Genomic DNA, 16751 nt, shown 5'->3' on the forward strand with positions numbered 1-16751 from the left:
TCAATTATTTAACAGCGGTATTTTTTGATTTTAAATTTTGGATCATCATTTGAAGGCCTTGCCTGGTTTCAGGCGCCCACCATTGCTTCAACATTTTGTTCAGGGTGTCAGCTTGGTCGGCCTTTAGTTTGCCTGTGAGCTCCTCACGCAGGTTTAGTTTACTCTCAGTCCAGGTAACCGGGTTTAGTTTCATGTAAGTGGTTACTTTTTCTATGGCCGCGTTCATTAATTTGCCTGGCTCAACAACTTCATCGATCAGTCCGGACTCCAGCGCTTCATCCACTTTAAGCAGCTTTCCCTCCATTAAATATTGATAAGCCTTACGCTGACCAAGCCAAAATGAATACAGATTAAAAACACTATCAGGAACAATAATACCTACCGGAACTTCATTTAGCCCGATGATAAATGTCCCTGCGGCCATTACCCGGTAATCGCAGCAAATGGCTAATATGCAGCCACCTGCGGGGCTATGACCGCTTATGGCCGCTACCAGTGGTTTCCTGAAAGCTGCTAAAGTATTTTGCAGCGCTAAAAAGTCGATCCAAAACTGGCGGCTTTGCTCTTCGTTATAATCATAAGCCTCAATCAGGTCGATCCCTGACGAGAAAAAGCCTTCCTTACCGGTTAAAATAACCCCTCCTACACTGTCATCATTCTCCAGTGTTTTTATACAGGCGTCCAGCTCTTTAACCATTTCATGATTGATGGCATTTGACCGGCCCCGGTTTAGCGAGATTGTAACCAGCTTACCCTGTATGGTTGTTTGAAATGTATTCATCCGGTTAATCAGTTTACAAGAGTGGGATCCTCGCTCACTTCGCAGGGATACATTTTATCTATTGCGGCTTTATATTTTTCGGTGATCACCTTCCGTTTCATTTTCCCTGTTGGTGTAAGCTCACCGCTATCAATCGACCATTCATCCGGAAGCAGGGTAATTTTCTTCACCTGTTCAACGTGATTAAATTCAGGATTATAGGTATTGATAATTGATTGATAAAGCTCGATCACCCGGGCATCTTTAACTAATTCACTGTTAGATGAAAAAGTGATGCCGTTTTCCTTACACCAGGGTTTCAAATGGGTGTAAGATGGTACGATCAATGCCGCAACAAATTTCTTTTCTGACCCGACAACCATCATCTGCTCAATAAAATAATTTTCCTTCATCTTATTTTCGATAGGCAGCGGGGCCACATATTTACCACCCGAAGTTTTGAAGATCTCTTTTTTACGGTCAGTTATTTTCAGGAACGAATCTTTATCCAGTTCACCTATATCACCGGTGTGGAACCATCCGTCTTCCAGTACCTCTGCCGTAAGCTCAGGATTCTTATAGTAGCCCAGCATAACATTAGGGCCCTTGCAAAGAATCTCGCCATCTGGGGCGATTTTAACCTGCACTCCGCTCAGCAAGCGGCCCACGGTACCAAATTTCCGGTCGCTTTTCTGATAACAGTTCACAGCAATTACCGGCGAGGTTTCGGTAAGCCCATAACCTTCCATTATAACAATATTGGCGGCGGTGAAAATTCTTTCCAGCTTAAGGGGACAGGCCGAACTACCTACTACTATAGCCGTTATATTTCCGCCTATGGCAGCACGCCATTTGCTGTAAACCAATTTATCGGCTATGGCCAGTTTGATCTTATACCATAAACTGGTATTATTAATTTCATACGCTTCGGCTACTCTTACCGACCAGAAAAAGATCTTCCTTTTAATACCGGTTAGCTTCTGCCCCTGCACCATAATTTTTTCAAACACTTTTTCGAGCAAACGGGGAACTGCGGTAAAGAGTGAAGGCTTTATTTCTTTCATGTTTGCCCCAATGGTATCCATACTCTCGGCATAGTAAATAGAGAAACCGTAGTACAGATAAACATAGGTACACATCTTTTCAAAAATGTGGTTCATGGGCAAAAAGCTCAAAACACGCTTCTCTTTCAGCGGGATCCGGTTAAGGATATCGCCGGATGCCATCGCATTGGTCATGATATTTTTATGCGTAAGCATTACGCCTTTAGGCCGACCGGTGGTCCCTGAAGTATAAATGATAGTTGCCACATCGTTTTCGGTGATCTGACCAGCTATTTGCTGTATTTTTTGCAGATCGCCATCTTTTAAAGGTTTGAGCAATGTTAACCAATGATTACATCCATCGATACTGTCAAAAGTAAAAATGGCTTTTAAGGAGGGGATATTTAGCTGTACCTCTTTAACCTTATCGCATAAGTCTTTAGTGCTTACAAATACGTATTTAACTTCGGCTTCATTTAGTATCTGTTCAATTTCTTTAGTGCCTGTGTTGGGATATAGCGGAACCAGTATGGCGCCCGTTTGCTGCACCGCCAGGTCGGCTATTACCCATTCGGGCCGGCCGTTACTTATCAGCCCTATTTTATCGCGGCCTTCTGTAGTGCCATCACCGCCCGAAACTCCCAGGTCCAACAAGGCCGCAGATAGCTGGTTGATCATGGTATGCACCTCTTCGGTGCTGTATGATCTCCAGGAACCATTCTCCTTTGCATTCAAAAAGTCTGCCCTGGGCGCTTTGACCTGGGTGGCTATGCAATCAAACAATCTTGTCGCTTTTTCCATGTTTGCAGCAATTATTTAGATAATGGTAATTTCCTATAACAGTTCAAATACACCCGCCGCGCCTTGCCCGGTGCCCACGCACATGGTAACCATGCCATACTTTTTTTCACGCCGCTTCAATTCGTTAAAAAGTTGAACGGAAAGTTTAGCCCCGGTGCAGCCCAGCGGATGCCCAAGCGATATCGCGCCGCCATTTACATTTACTATTTCAGGGTTAAGCTCCAGTCCCTTTATTATTGCCAGGGATTGCGAAGCAAAGGCTTCATTCAATTCTATCAGCTCAATATCCTGTTGCTTCATCCCGGCCATTTTTAACACTTTGGGAATGGCTACCAGCGGACCAATCCCCATGATCCGGGGAGGCACACCTGCAACGGCATAATTAACCAGCCGGGCAATGGGTTTAAGGTTATTCTCTTTCAGAAAGCGTTCACTAACCACCATCACAAAGGCTGCTCCATCGCTGGTTTGCGACGAGTTGCCGGCGGTTACCACGCCCTTTGCATCAAATACCGGTTTAAGCTTAGCCAATGCGTCAATTGAGGTATCGCTGCGCGGACCTTCATCTGTATCTACCTTAAATTCCCTCTTTTTTTTCTTGCCGCTCTCATCTACATAGGTCTCCACAATGTTTACCGGTGCTATCTCATCTTTAAACTTGCCCTCCTTAATGGCGCTGATGGCTTTTTGATGCGAGTTATAAGCAAACTGGTCCTGCTCTTCGCGACTGATATGATATTCCCTGGCCACAGCTTCGGCAGTGAGGCCCATCCCCCAATAGTAATCGGGGTGTGCAAGGGCAATATCGGCGTTTGGAATAATGCGCCAGCCCCCCATCGGGATCAGGCTCATACTTTCCACACCACCGGCAATAATGCAATCGGCAATGCCACTGTGTATTTTTGCCGATGCGATGGCGATTGTTTCCAGGCCCGATGAACAATAGCGGTTTACTGTCATGCCGGGAACCTTATCAGTATCAAGCGCCATTAACGAAATGAGCCGGGCTACATTCAATCCCTGTTCGGCTTCAGGCGTAGCATTGCCTACTATCACATCGTCTATCTGCTCTTTATCCACGTTGGGCACCGATGCCAGCAGGTGCCTGATAACATCCGCTGCAAGCGTATCCGGACGGGTAAACCTGAACCCGCCCCGGGTAGCTTTTCCAACAGCGCTGCGACTGGCTGCCACTATATATGCGTTCATTTTATTGAGATTTTATACTATTTAAAATTTAGTTCCTTAACACTTTTCCGCCGGTTAAAATAGACTGGATCCGCTCAAGCGTTTTCTTTTCGGTGCAAAGCGAAACAAAAGCTTCACGTTCCAGCCCCAGCAAATATTCTTCGCTCACCATTGAAGGCTGGGACAGGTCGCCGCCAGAAAGTACATAGGCCAGTTTCTGCGAAATCTTCACATCATGTTCGCTGATGTAATTACCACTGTACATGGTATTGGCACCCACATAACCCAAACCCAGCGCTTGTTTACCCAGCACCCTGATATCACCGCGCGGAATAGGCTGTATGTACCCTTCATTTGCCATCTGCAGGCATTGTTGTTTAGCCTCGGCAAGCAGCCTGTCGCGGGATACCACGACTACATCCCTACCCTTTTTGAGGTAGCCAAATTCAAAAGCTTCATAAGCCGAAGTGGATACTTTAGCCTGGCCAATGGTTAAAAAGCGGTCGCGGAAATTATTGAGTTCAACATCACCATCCTGGAGTTCGTCTGAAAGGCGCAGGGCAAATTCTTTTGTACCCCCGCCGCCCGGTATCAAACCAACACCAAATTCAACCAGGCCCATGTATAGTTCTGCATGAGCTACCACCTTATCGGCATGCAGGCACATTTCGCAACCGCCGCCCAAAGCCATTTGATGAGGTGCTATTACCACCGGAATAGACGAATAGCGGATCCGCATCATGGTATTCTGGAAGGCCTTTATTACCATATTCAACTCATCAAATTCCTGTTCAACGGCCATCATGAATATCATGCCTACGTTAGCCCCGGCACTGAAATTGGCACCCTCATTTGTTATAACAAGGCCTTTGTAACTTGCTTCGGCAAGGGTGATGGCCTTATTTATGCCCTCTATTACCTCGCCACCTATCGTATTCATTTTAGTATGAAATTCAAGGTTCAGGATGCCATCGCCAATATCGGTAATGGTAGTACCGCTGTTTTTCCACACGGTATTTGTTTCGCGGATATTATTGAGCAAAATAAGCCCTTCCGTACCCGGAATTATCTTGTAGCTTTTCGATTGGATATCATAGTACAGGCGTTTGCCATCCTCTAACTTATAGAAGCTTTTTGCTCCTGCTGCAAGCATATCGTAAACCCATTGGGCAGGTTTGTTCCCTGCAGCCTCCATTGCTTTTACAGTTTCTTCAACGCCAAGCGCATCCCACTTTTCAAAAGGGCCCAGTTCCCAGCCAAAACCGGCATTGGTGGCAGCATCTATTTTATAAAGCTCGTCGGCTATTTCGGGGATGCGGTTACTGGCATAAGCAAATAACTGGTAAAAGGTGCTGCGGTAAAAATCGCCGGCTTTGTCTTTTGCCGCAACCAGGATCCTAAGCCGTTCTTTCAGGTTATCAACCGCTTTCGTAGTTTCAAGCGAAGCGAATTTTACTTTTTGGGAAGGTTTGTACTCAAGCGTTTTCAGGTCGAGCGCATAAAACTGGTTTGCACCGTCACTCTTTTCTTTTTTATAAAATCCCTGACCTGTTTTACTGCCAAGCCAGTTATTTTTCACCATTCCATCCACAAATGCGGGGATCCTGAATAATTCCTTGGCCTCATCATCCGGCGCGTTTTTGTAAAGGCCATTGGCAACGTGCACCATCGTATCTAAACCCACCACATCATTGGTACGGAAAGTGGCCGATTTAGGGTGCCCTATTACCGGCCCGGTCAACTTATCAACCTCTTCAACAGTCATACCGGTTTGCTCCACGTAGTGCAGCACGCTCATGATGCTAAAAACCCCGATGCGGTTACCTATAAATGCAGGGGTATCCTTGGCCAACACGGTGGTTTTCCCCAGGTATTTTGCACCATACTCCATCAAAAAGTCAACTACACTTGCCAGCGTATCTTTTGTGGGGATGATCTCCAGCAATTTTAAATAACGCGGCGGGTTAAAGAAATGGCTGCCGCAAAAATGTTTTTTAAAATCATCGCTCCTGCCTTCGGCCATTAAATGGATCGGGATGCCGGATGTATTTGAGGTGATCAGCGTTCCGGGTTTTCTGTACTTTTCTACCGTTTCAAATACTTGCTGTTTAATATCCAGCCGTTCAACCACCACTTCTATCACCCAGTCGCAATCAGCAATTTTGGGCATATCATCCTCGAAATTGCCGGTTGTGATACGTTTTGCGAATGATTTGAGGTAGATGGGTGAAGGGTTTGATTTTAGAGCAAAATCAAGCGCATCGTTCACAATTTTGTTCCGCGCTTTCTTATCTGCCGATGGGGCATCCTTAGGTACAATATCAAGCAACAATACCTGTACGCCGACATTTGCAAAATGACAGGCTATACGACTGCCCATTACTCCCGACCCCAATACTGCAACCTTCTTTATAATTCGTTTAGCATCCATTAGTATCTGCATGTTTTATTAATTCTTTAATTTATTCGGCCCGCGACCAGGTAGTTGTACGCCCGAAAAGTGAAATGCCGATATATCCGCGGATATCCAGGGTTCCACCTTTGTAGGTCATTTTGCAGGAGTACGTTTTACCGTTATTAGGGTCATAAATTGTTCCGCCTGTATATTTGTTATCGCCATCTTTTACAAAATCGGCCAATACAGGTAAACCCAGCCTCGGCCTTGAGCGCAGTTTTTCATCGCTATTCATTTCGTCAACTTTAGGCTTCCCGTTTTTCAGGGGTTCCTTAAGCCATACCACCTTACCGTAAAACTTGCCGTTGCTTTCTTTAGTGATCTGGATTTTGGCACTCTTTACATCATTGTACCATAAACCTTCAATTTTATCGGTTTGCGCTTTTGCGTTGATGCTTACTGCCACAACCGTTAACAGGATTAATGCAAAAAGGACGAAATGTTTCTTTGATACTGACATTGCCTGAGGATTATTTTTATAAATAAGATCAGCTCTTTTTTAAAGCAGGCACATGCTTTTCAGATTTCACCAAATAGTAAGATCCGGCATCAGAAGCCTTCTAAAAAAAGAGACAGGTAGAATTATAAAATGGTTAAATAATTTAGTCCCGGCATAATTACCGGGTGGTTTATAATAACAAATATCTATTTCTGCAGCGCTTTATAAAGGTCTAAACGGCGGAAACATTTGTCAATATTTCGGAATTAAAGCTAACTGGTTTTATTTGATAATTGTGCTACAAGCAGGATATATTGCTGCATGGCATCATCGGTAGTAATGCCTTTCTGTTTTAACCATGCATCATACTTTGCTTTAGCCACAAAATCAAACATACCCGGAGGGTTTTCTGTATTGATGTCGCCTTCCGTTGCCTGTTTATATAAACTGTACAGGCGTAGTAATGTTTCATTATCAGGCTTTGAAGGCAATTCTTTACTCTCTTTAACTGCTTTTTCAAAGGCGTCTTTCATATCGGTCATAGATAAATTATTTAAAAGCTAAAAAGCTGAAGGCATAAAGCCTAAAGCTTATAAACTGATATTCAATACCATTTAATTATTTCAGGCTGGATTGGCTTCTTCCACATAATCGCTGCTGCGGGGTGCTTTCATAAACATTTGGCTTAACGCTGCAGGTAATATGGCCAGTTTGCGCTTTTCCATATCAATCCATGAGCCCTCGGCATTTACAATAGCAGCTTTAACACCATCGCCCCGGTACAGTTCATGCCTGATTGCCCAGCGGGATCCATCTGGCCGGGATTTGATAAGCTCGCAGGTTACCCTGATCTGCTCGTTGATCCCAATCTCGCGCAGGTAGATCATCTCTTCCCTGAATAATACAGGCCCTATTTTGTATTCATAAAGTGTTGGCAGTTTTAAACCCAGGCTTTCCAGCATAATGATGCGGGCTTGCGCTGCAAAATCGGCATAAGCAGAATGCCTCATGTGCTGGTTCGAGTCTATCTGCGACCACAGCACCTGTCCTTCATAAAAAAACTCCATAGCCCTGATTATTTTATTGATGATGTTCCTTAAACTTTTTTACAGCCGCTGTTAATCGTGGTAAAATCTCTAAAGCATCACCAACTACGCCGTAATTGGCGGCTTTAAAAAATGGGGCTTCCGGATCCTTGTTGATCACTACAATAGTTTTTGAACCATTAACACCGGCCAGGTGCTGTATAGCCCCTGAGATCCCCACCGCTATATACAAATTAGGGCGTACAGTACCGCCTGTTTGGCCCACATGTTCATGATGCGGCCGCCAGTGCGAATCGGCCACCGGGCGTGAGCAGGCGGTGGCGGCACCCAGCTCTTTTGCCAGGTCCTCCAGAATGCCCCAGTTTTCAGGTCCTTTTAATCCGCGGCCACCCGAAACAACCAGTTCGGCATCAGCAAGCGGTACCTCACCGGTTACTTTATTTACCGATTTAACCTTTACGCCGAAATCCTTTTCGCTAAAGCTTACATCCAGTTGCTCAACAACCGCCTTACCCCCCAGCTTTTTCACCGGGAATGTATTAGGCATCAGCATAATTACCTTTACCTCACTTAAAATATTTGCATACGCAAATGCTTTACCCGAAAACACGGCTTTTTTAATCACAAATCCTTTTTCCGTATCAGGGTATGAGAGCGCACCGGCCACAAGCCCTGCCTGTAGCTTTACAGCCACCCGCGGGGCCACTGCCCTGCCTTTTAGATCATGAAGGGTTACAATTACTTTACTATTCTCCTTCTGTGCTGCGGCTATCAGCGCACCGGCATATGCCCTGGAATGCAGCTCATCTAACCGGCTATCGGCAACGTGCAGTACTTTTTGTGCACCATACTGGCCAAGGCCTTCCATTTCGGCAGCGGCAACACTGCCCAAAGCAATGGCAGTTACTGTAGTACCCATTTTTTCAGCTACCTGCGCGGCATATTGCACTGCTTCAAAGCTTTGTTTTTTTATGATTCCCCCGGTATGTTCTACCAATACTATTACAGACATTTTTTTATTTTTTTAGTTAGATAAAAGCTAAAAGCAGAATGCAAAGCTTAAAGCAATAATTTGATGATCAAATACTACTATCAGATTCCATATAAGATGCTCCGGTGCACAAACTATAAGTGTTCGGAAGATTTTTTAATTCCCTCCCCTCGGGAGGGGTGCGGCCGGAATGTGCGTTGGCAGGGAGGGGTTTGTTCGCCATTTCAGCCGAACAGGTGTATTGATGAACCCCTCCCTACACCCTCCCAGGAGAGGGAATCGCACAATCCCCATGCTTTTTAAATCTTCCGACCACCTGTGGACGGACAATAGATATCATTATTAAATAACTTTAGCTTCTGTATGCAACAGTTCTACCAGTTCATCCAGGTTATCCGGGCTTACAAGTTTGATACCAGCTTTAGCGGGCGGCAATTCATAGGAAATAATTTCTGTTACTGCCGTTACTTTTGAAGGCGTGATAACTTTTAACGGACGGGTGCGGGCAGCCATTATGCCGCGCATATTAGGTATCCGCGCTTCGGCAACACCTTTTTGACAGGAGATGACTACAGGCAAATTACAAACATCCGTTTCTTCGCCGCCTTCAATTTCACGCGTTACCACAGCTGTATCAGCCTGTACCTGAATGCCGGCTGCAAAACCGATGTAATCGACATCCAGCAATTCGGCCAGCATGGCGCTTGTAGTGCCATTGTTATAATCGATAGATTCTTTGCCGCATAAAATAAGGTTATAGCCAACTCCGGCAGCATATTCGGCTATATAATGGGCGGTTTCGTAAGGGTCACTACTCTCTGCATCAATGCGAATGGCTTCATCACCACCCAACGCCAGTGCTTTCCTGATCACGGGCTCAACGTCGGCCTTACCCACGGTTACCAGGTGAACATTGGTTGCGATGCCGCTTTCTTTTAATTCGATAGCTTTGATCAACGCGTACCATTCATCGTATGGGTTGATCACCCAGGTAACGCCATCACTGTTAACCGAGGTGTTATTATTTTTCAATACAATTTTAGTGCTCGTGTCTGGCACCTGGCTTATACACACTAATATTCTCATTATCAGTTTTTCGTTTTTTTAGGTTGATATTATTTAAGGGAAATGAAGGCTTCCGCAAATCCAAGCGAAGGACGTTTAACAATGCAGGGTGGACACATCTTGTCAATGAAAATAAATCAATAAAATCGAATGTCATTTCGAATGAACCAGCTGGGGTTGCGTTGCGGGGTGAGGAGAAATCTTATAGATCATGCTCTGAACCATCCATACGGCTCTGCAAGGTGTATAAGATTTCTCTTTCGCTCCACCACTCAGCCCTGCCCCTCCTCAATCGAAATGACATTTTCTTTTATTTAAAAAATGTGCCCACATGATAGTCTCAAAAGTTTTTTTAATTAAAAGCAATATTTATTTTCGGCGATCAGTTTTGCAGCAATATTTCTGCGTGCCTGGGTGGTATTAATGTCTTCAGTTTTGGTGAAGCGCTTAAGGCCCATCAGCATCATCCTTCTTTCGTCGCCTTCGGCAAAGGAGTTTAGTGCTTCTTTACCCGATTTGGCAATATGTTCGGCAGCATCATTGATGAACACCCGCATCATATCCAGTTGTTCTTTGCAGGCTTCTTCGCCCCTTAAACCAACCAGTTTCTCCACCCTCAATTGCAGCGATTCGCTTACATAAAGTTCAATCAGCATATCGGCCAGGTTCATCAATACTTCCTGCTCTTTGCTCAATTGCATCATTAGTTTTTGAACAGCTGCGCCGGCTACCATCAATATCGCCTTTTTAAAATTGGCTATGTATTTCTTTTCCTTTATGAACAGACCATCTTCTTCAGCGGCACCAAAATCGGGGATGCTTACCAATTCGCCGGCTACTTTCTGGGCAGGCCCCATGAGGTCAAGCTCGCCCTTCATGGCACGTTTGAGCATCATATCAACGGTTAACAGGCGGTTAATTTCATTAGTACCTTCAAAAATCCGGTTGATCCTTGAATCGCGGTACGACCTGTCCATCGGCGCTTCGGCGCTGTAGCCCATACCACCGTAAATCTGTACCCCTTCATCGGTCACATAATCCAAAACTTCTGAAGCATGAACTTTAAGGATCGCTGCTTCTATGGCAAACTGCTCAGTCCCTTTCAGTTTGGCTTTGTTTTCATCAAGGCCCGAGGCGATTAACATTTCTGTTGCCTCCTCCATATTCTGACTGGCCCTGTACACTGCCGATTCCGAGGCATAGGTACGGATGGCCTGTTCGGCCAGTTTATATTTTATAGCACCGTATTTGGAAATGGCCCGCCCGAACTGTTCCCGTTCATTAGCGTAACGTACCGATGAGGTGATCACATCTTTACTTGCACCAACTGTTCCGCCGCCTAATTTGATACGGCCGAGGTTTAGAATGTTGACCGCGATCTTAAATCCGTTCTGCCTTTCGGAAAGGAGATTTTCAACCGGCACCTTGCAATCATTGAAAAACACCTGGCGGGTTGAGCTTCCCTTGATACCCATTTTATGTTCTTCCGTATTGAGCGAAAGGCCTTCAAAATCTTTTTCAACAATAAATGCGCTCAGGTTTTCATCGTCATCTATCTTGGCGAAAACGGTAAATACATCTGCGAAGCCCGCGTTGGTGATCCACATTTTTTGACCGGTGATGAGGTAGTGCTTACCATCGGCAGAAAGCGTCGCCCTTGTTTTACCCGAATTGGCGTCTGAGCCGGCAGATGGTTCTGTAAGACAATAAGCTCCCTTCCACTCGCCGCTTGCCAGCTTGGGGATATATTTTTGTTTTTGGGCATCGTTGCCATAATATAATATAGGCATGGTGCCGATACCCGTATGTGCCGAAAATGCCACTGAAAATGAGTGACCAGCGCCCAGCTTTTCGGTAACCAGCATGGCGGTTTTAAAATCCTTACCGAAACCGCCGTATTCTTCGGGTACTGATATGCCTAACAATCCCAATGCACCAGCTTCATCCATTAAATGACGCATTAATCCCTCCTCCTGTTCATCAATTCGCTGCAAATTTGGCGTTACCTGCTGTGCAAGAAAATTGGTACATGTTTCAGCGATCATCAACTGCTCTTCATTCCATTCTTCGGGAATAAAAATGCTATCCGCGGAAGTTTCCCTGATCAGAAACTCCCCTCCTTTTATGGCTTTCATCGGTTCTGTGGCATTCATAAAGTTTTTCTGGTTTATAATCAGGGGTAAAATTAGAGGCATTATTAAGCCAAAGAAAGGGCAGCAATGCGGAGATATTAGTCAAAAAGTCGGAAATGATGGGGTGAAGGATGAGGTGGGGGGATAATGGTATAAATGTTTAGGATGCGACAAAAAATGTCATTGCGAGGAGGAACGACGAAGCAATCGCATGCTATACAGGGCGGCCATGCCTCTGTGCGATTGCCGCGCTATCGCTTATAATGACGTGATTGTAAATTATTGATTATTAGCTATATTTTTTTGATCAGTTTTATGAATATAGGCGTTGCCTGCGGCCCGTGCTATCCGCTCATACTGCACAAGCATTAGCCACAAGGCCGGTATCCGCTCCTATCACTAACGCGGCCCCGCGCACCATCGCTGAGATATATTTTATACGTCATTACGATTTTTTTTAGGGGTTCCCTGATGGTTTCTCGCAATGACATGTTTTTTATCAATGCGCAGATATCGCCCTGTAATCAGATGGCGACATCCCGGTATGTTTTTTGAAATATTTGCCAAACGAAGATTGATCAGGGAAATGGATATTCTCGGCGGCCCGGGCAATGCTGATCTCATGGTTTCTTAGCAATACTTTAGCTTCGAGGATAACTGCATCATCTATCCATTCGCCGGCGGTTCTCCCGGTTACTTCCTTAATGGTTTCTGTTAAATGCTTGGAGGAAACATAAAGTGCATCGGCATAATACTGCACGTTGCGGTGTTCTTTATAATGATGGAAAACCAGGGCCTGGAAAAGTACATTCAGTTCTTGTTTCCTGGTTTGTTTGCCTTTTATTATGGTATGCTGCTTTTCGTAAATAGCCTGGATCTCATAAAGCAATGTCATTAAAATGCTCCTGGATATTTCAACGTGGTATGGATGTCCTTCACGTGCCAGTTTCTGCTGGATCAATAGATAAATCTCCAGTATCATTTTCGCGTCGGCACTGTCAGGGTAGATCACAGGGATAGATGCACTGTTAAAATAACTGAACGATTCGAGAAAATGACTGTTAACACTATTTTCGATCAGAAAAGCTTTGCTAAAAACAACAAAGCGGCATAAAAAATCAGGACTGCTGTTGTAGATCCTTAAAACATGAAAGGGGGTTGCCAACAGCATGGCATCCGGCCGGGCATCGTAGATCTGCAGATTTACTTCAACCTTAGCTGTACCGCGGGTGCAAATACCTATAATATAGCCATCCGAACGATAAGGATATTCGCTCAAACTCAGTAATTGCTTTTCGTCAACAACAAAAAAATCGGCGCCGGCCAGCTTGTCCGCGTAAAGATCTGCAAATTTTGATAAGCTTAATTGTCCAACCTTATTATTCATATGATTCAATATTACAATTCAACTGCTGTATTCGTCAAAAAATTATAAAAAAGACAGTTGTAATGTGGTTTTCCTTGTTTGTTATTAAAAATAAGCTTTATCCGACTTTTTGACTAATATCTCCGCATTATAGCCCTTTTTTTCTTTTCAATCCAAACTAATTTTATCCCTGACAGTTACAAGTTGTAACCTAAAGGCAATTTCCTGTCACGAACCAATTATATTCTTATGAGAAAAATTCTACTCCTGGTGCTTACCATGGCACCGCTGTTAGCCTATTCCCAGGGTTTCCAGGTTAATTTGGAAGGGCAAAAGCAAATTGGCATGGGCCATACCGGTACGGGTATTGTACAGGATGGCGCTTCCGTATTTTTTAACCCGGGTGCTATGGCCATGTTGCCCGAAAATTACATACAGGGAGGAATAAGCCCCCTATTGTTCAAATCTGTTTTCAACCCGGCCGGAACATCAATCCAAAATCACACTTCAAATAAAGTGGCAACCCCGTTTCAGGCTTATGCCGTATGGGGGCCAAAATCGTCCTTCTGGAAATTAGGAGTTGGTGTTTATACCCCTTTTGGCGGGTTAACCGACTGGGGCAACACCTGGCAGGGTAAATATGTGCTGGAAAGCCTTAATCTGAAAGCCATTTATATTCAACCTACCCTGAGTGTAAAACTGGCCGATTGGATGAGTATTGGCGGAGGATTTGTTTACAACCACGGCAGCGTTGATTTGACCAGGGCTATTCCGCTGGCAAACAGCAATGGCGATCCAGGCCAGGCCCGGCTGAAAGGCAGCGGCAAAGGCTACGGATGGAATGCCGGCGTTTACTTTAAAACGGAGGCGGGTATCACCGTTGGTATTACGCACCGCTCGCAGGTAAATACTACTATTCCGGCCGGTGATGCTATTTTTACTGTGCCTTCGTCATTACAAAGCAGCTTTCCGCAGCCCAATACTTTCAGATCAACCATACCATTGCCGGCCACTAATTCCATCGGCTTCGGATTTTATCCGGGCAGTAAATGGATCGTGGCGCTGGATGTTAACCTCGTTAACTGGGATAGCTATAAGACATTATCATTTGATTATAAAACCAATACAGCCGTATTACAGGACACCCATTCTGCCCGGAATTACCAGCAGGCGTATAGTTTACGCGGAGGCGCTCAATACAAGGCAAATGACAGGCTGGCCCTGCGTTTCGGCGGCGGCTATGCCAGCACAGCTGTTTTGGATGGCTATGTAACTCCCGAAGCTCCTGATGCCAATCGGGTTTACGGCACCCTCGGTTTAGGTTATACTGTTGCTAAGCACCTCGATATTGATATCTCATTTGAGTATGAGCACCTGATGCAGCGTACTCAAACAAATTTCGAGTCGCAGTTATCGGGAACATTTAAAACTGATGTATATATACCAGGTATCTCATTGGCTTATCATTGGTAATCTTTTAAAGAAATCAATTCATGAAAACGTTTAAACTACATATTTATATTATTGCAGGCTTACTTTTATTAGGTGCCTGCAAGCCCGAGGTACATACTCCCAAACCATCCGCAGGTGCTGTTGATTTTTCACGATACATTGCGTTGGGTAATTCGCTCACTGCCGGGTATGCCGATGGGGGCTTATATCTTGCGGGCCAGCAGGTATCTTATCCAAGTATCATAGGCAAGCAAATGCAGTCGGTTGGCGGCGGCACGTTTTCGCAGCCATTATTCAGTACCGCCCAGGCAAACGGATCAGGCTATTTATCGCTCACCGGGTTTAATGCTGATGGCACTCCTATTACCACTCCGGTAACTACCAACCTTGCCATACGCGGAATATTGCCTGTCCCCGGCTTTGGAAACGTTACTTTATATACCAAATACACCGGCGATATCAATAACTACGGCGTGCCCGGTATTAAGCTAATGCATATCACCTATGCGCCATACGGCAATCTTAATGGGTATTTTGAACGCCTGCTACCCGGTAATGCGCCAACAAACTCCACCACCTATCTTGATTTTGTTATGTCTAAGCCGTTCACCTTCTTCTCTAACTGGCTGGGGAATAATGACGCTTTGGGATATGCCACATCTGGCGGAGCGGGCGACGTACTGACAGATAAAAGCACTTTTGCTGCTTTATATAACGTATTGATAAACACCCTCACCGCCAAAGGGCAAAAAGGTGTGGTTGCAACAGTACCAGATGTAACTTCGATACCATATTTTAATACAATTACGGTTGGTGCAATACTGGCCGGCGTGCAAAAAGCTAATCCGAATGCAAAGGCTTTATATATTAACGCGCTGGTATCGGGAAGCACTTATGCCCCACGCGTGGCAACAGCCAATGATCTCATCATACTTACCTTCCCTACAAGCAAGATCGGGCAGCCGGTTGCAACACCTGTTGGCAATCTGCCTTATGGCTTAACGCCCTATACACCGATAGACAACCAGTATGTACTCGACGAAAAGGAAGTTGCCCTTACCGAGGATTATGTTACTTCTTATAACACCACCATAAAATCTGTAGCAGCATCAAAGGGGTTAGCAGTATTTGATGCGTACACTTTTTTACAAAATATAAAGCAGAACGGCCTGGTGGTTGATGGCGTCAGCGTTAATTCAAATTACATCAGCGGCGGCCTGTTTTCATTGGATGGGGTACACCTTACCCCACGCGGGTATGCTATTGTGGCTAACGAATTTATAAAGGCTATTAATGATAAATACAACTCATCAATACCACAGGTAAACATATCAAATTATAATGGGGTTAAATTCCCTTGATCTTTAGTCAGAAGTCGAAAGTCTTAAGTTTTAAGTCATAGGCGGGATTTACCCCTGTCGACTTAGCACTTAAGACTTTCGACTTATGACTAAAACTACCCTGCTATGTTATCCGGATCCGATTCATCGCCCGGTTCCCAGAGCTCAATGACGTTCCCCTCCGGGTCAAGTATGTGTACAAATTTGCCGTAATCGTATTCAGCAATCTCATCAATAATGGTCACGTTCTCTTTCTTTAGCTCATCTACCAATGCAACGAGGTTTTCTACCCGGTAATTAATCATAAATGGCTTTACAGAAGGATTGAAATATTTGGTATCCTGCGGAAATGTACACCACGATGTAGACCCTATTTTCGACGGATCATCGGCATGCCGCCAATCAAACGTTGTTCCGTATTGCCCCACTGGCAATCCAAGATTTTTGACATACCACTCGTTCATACCTTTCGGATCGTCGCATTTGAAAAATACGCCCCCAAGGCCCGTTACTTTTTTCATAGTTAAATATGTTTGGATAATTAAAGGTGCAATAACAAAGAGAAAAGTGGTACAACATTTTGAAGATTATTTAACAGTAACTAACTACTTCGTTATGTACAACATCCTGAGCAATTTCCATCTATTTTAAGACATTATCAAATCTGTTTTCA

General features: G+C 44.7%; 14 protein-coding genes. 2 read left to right on the forward strand and 12 right to left on the reverse strand.

Translation table 11 applies throughout. The features are described 5' to 3' along the window. Positions 1–4 precede the first annotated feature (4 nt). The 11 genes from AC59JO_RS23495 to AC59JO_RS23545 all read right to left on the reverse strand — a co-directional run bounded on the left by AC59JO_RS23495 (position 5) and on the right by AC59JO_RS23545 (position 13307). Complete coding sequence (locus AC59JO_RS23495) at positions 5–781, reverse strand: enoyl-CoA hydratase/isomerase family protein (RefSeq protein WP_497308395.1); 777 nt, start codon at positions 779–781, stop codon at positions 5–7. A gap of 8 nt (positions 782–789) precedes the next feature. Continuing rightward, positions 790–2604 (reverse strand): AMP-dependent synthetase/ligase, encoded by a 1815-nt coding sequence (locus AC59JO_RS23500; protein ID WP_497308397.1) that lies wholly within the window; start codon positions 2602–2604, stop codon positions 790–792. Positions 2605–2637: 33 nt separating this feature from the next. Continuing rightward, positions 2638–3813 carry an acetyl-CoA C-acyltransferase gene (locus AC59JO_RS23505; RefSeq protein WP_497308399.1) on the reverse strand — a complete coding sequence of 392 codons (1176 nt, stop codon included), beginning with the start codon at positions 3811–3813 and terminating at the stop codon, positions 2638–2640. Positions 3814–3841: 28 nt separating this feature from the next. After that, positions 3842–6235, reverse strand: coding sequence for a 3-hydroxyacyl-CoA dehydrogenase/enoyl-CoA hydratase family protein (locus AC59JO_RS23510; RefSeq protein WP_497308401.1), 2394 nt, complete (start codon positions 6233–6235; stop codon positions 3842–3844). Between the two features lie 19 nt (positions 6236–6254). Continuing rightward, a complete protein-coding gene (locus tag AC59JO_RS23515) occupies positions 6255–6707 on the reverse strand; it encodes a DUF2147 domain-containing protein (protein WP_413667004.1) in 453 nt (150 codons plus the stop codon). Positions 6708–6958: 251 nt separating this feature from the next. Next, a complete protein-coding gene (locus tag AC59JO_RS23520) occupies positions 6959–7228 on the reverse strand; it encodes an acyl-CoA-binding protein (protein WP_497308403.1) in 270 nt (89 codons plus the stop codon). 81 nt (positions 7229–7309) lie between these two features. Then, positions 7310–7753: an acyl-CoA thioesterase gene (locus AC59JO_RS23525; RefSeq protein WP_413667002.1), complete on the reverse strand. Its 444-nt coding sequence runs from the start codon at positions 7751–7753 to the stop codon at positions 7310–7312. A 13-nt stretch (positions 7754–7766) separates the two neighbouring features. Beyond that, the gene (locus AC59JO_RS23530) at positions 7767–8744 is read right to left on the reverse strand and encodes an electron transfer flavoprotein subunit alpha/FixB family protein (RefSeq protein ID WP_497308405.1); all 978 of its coding nucleotides are present in this window, start codon (positions 8742–8744) and stop codon (positions 7767–7769) included. Between the two features lie 321 nt (positions 8745–9065). After that, the gene (locus AC59JO_RS23535) at positions 9066–9809 is read right to left on the reverse strand and encodes an electron transfer flavoprotein subunit beta/FixA family protein (protein ID WP_497308407.1); all 744 of its coding nucleotides are present in this window, start codon (positions 9807–9809) and stop codon (positions 9066–9068) included. A gap of 335 nt (positions 9810–10144) precedes the next feature. Beyond that, entirely contained in the window at positions 10145–11941 is a 1797-nt protein-coding gene (locus AC59JO_RS23540; protein WP_497308409.1) for an acyl-CoA dehydrogenase FadE, read from the reverse strand. A gap of 478 nt (positions 11942–12419) precedes the next feature. Then, the gene (locus AC59JO_RS23545; protein WP_413666998.1) at positions 12420–13307 is read right to left on the reverse strand and encodes a helix-turn-helix domain-containing protein; all 888 of its coding nucleotides are present in this window, start codon (positions 13305–13307) and stop codon (positions 12420–12422) included. A gap of 228 nt (positions 13308–13535) precedes the next feature. On the opposite strand from AC59JO_RS23545, the gene AC59JO_RS23550 reads away from it, so the two are divergent. Further along, the gene (locus tag AC59JO_RS23550) at positions 13536–14759 is read left to right on the forward strand and encodes an OmpP1/FadL family transporter (RefSeq protein WP_497308412.1); all 1224 of its coding nucleotides are present in this window, start codon (positions 13536–13538) and stop codon (positions 14757–14759) included. Positions 14760–14779: 20 nt separating this feature from the next. Further along, on the forward strand, positions 14780–16099 hold the full coding sequence (locus AC59JO_RS23555) for an SGNH/GDSL hydrolase family protein (RefSeq protein ID WP_497308414.1): 1320 nt from the start codon (positions 14780–14782) through the stop codon (positions 16097–16099). A 95-nt stretch (positions 16100–16194) separates the two neighbouring features. On the opposite strand, the gene AC59JO_RS23560 is transcribed toward AC59JO_RS23555, so the two are convergent. Continuing rightward, positions 16195–16599, reverse strand: a complete 405-nt coding sequence (locus AC59JO_RS23560) for a VOC family protein (RefSeq protein ID WP_497308416.1) — start codon at positions 16597–16599, stop codon at positions 16195–16197. Between the last annotated feature and the right edge of the window lie 152 nt (positions 16600–16751).

The organism is Mucilaginibacter sp. A5337 (assembly GCF_059690695.1).

Coding starts and splice junctions, on each gene's coding strand:
- AC59JO_RS23520 (WP_497308403.1), bottom strand. CDS start 7,228: ATGACCGATATGAAAGACGCCTTTGAAAAAGCAGTTAAAGAGAGTAAA.
- AC59JO_RS23515 (WP_413667004.1), bottom strand. CDS start 6,707: ATGTCAGTATCAAAGAAACATTTCGTCCTTTTTGCATTAATCCTGTTA.
- AC59JO_RS23535 (WP_497308407.1), bottom strand. CDS start 9,809: ATGAGAATATTAGTGTGTATAAGCCAGGTGCCAGACACGAGCACTAAA.
- AC59JO_RS23550 (WP_497308412.1), top strand. CDS start 13,536: ATGAGAAAAATTCTACTCCTGGTGCTTACCATGGCACCGCTGTTAGCC.
- AC59JO_RS23525 (WP_413667002.1), bottom strand. CDS start 7,753: ATGGAGTTTTTTTATGAAGGACAGGTGCTGTGGTCGCAGATAGACTCG.
- AC59JO_RS23555 (WP_497308414.1), top strand. CDS start 14,780: ATGAAAACGTTTAAACTACATATTTATATTATTGCAGGCTTACTTTTA.
- AC59JO_RS23560 (WP_497308416.1), bottom strand. CDS start 16,599: ATGAAAAAAGTAACGGGCCTTGGGGGCGTATTTTTCAAATGCGACGAT.
- AC59JO_RS23540 (WP_497308409.1), bottom strand. CDS start 11,941: ATGAATGCCACAGAACCGATGAAAGCCATAAAAGGAGGGGAGTTTCTG.
- AC59JO_RS23505 (WP_497308399.1), bottom strand. CDS start 3,813: ATGAACGCATATATAGTGGCAGCCAGTCGCAGCGCTGTTGGAAAAGCT.
- AC59JO_RS23510 (WP_497308401.1), bottom strand. CDS start 6,235: ATGCAGATACTAATGGATGCTAAACGAATTATAAAGAAGGTTGCAGTA.
- AC59JO_RS23545 (WP_413666998.1), bottom strand. CDS start 13,307: ATGAATAATAAGGTTGGACAATTAAGCTTATCAAAATTTGCAGATCTT.
- AC59JO_RS23495 (WP_497308395.1), bottom strand. CDS start 781: ATGAATACATTTCAAACAACCATACAGGGTAAGCTGGTTACAATCTCG.
- AC59JO_RS23500 (WP_497308397.1), bottom strand. CDS start 2,604: ATGGAAAAAGCGACAAGATTGTTTGATTGCATAGCCACCCAGGTCAAA.
- AC59JO_RS23530 (WP_497308405.1), bottom strand. CDS start 8,744: ATGTCTGTAATAGTATTGGTAGAACATACCGGGGGAATCATAAAAAAA.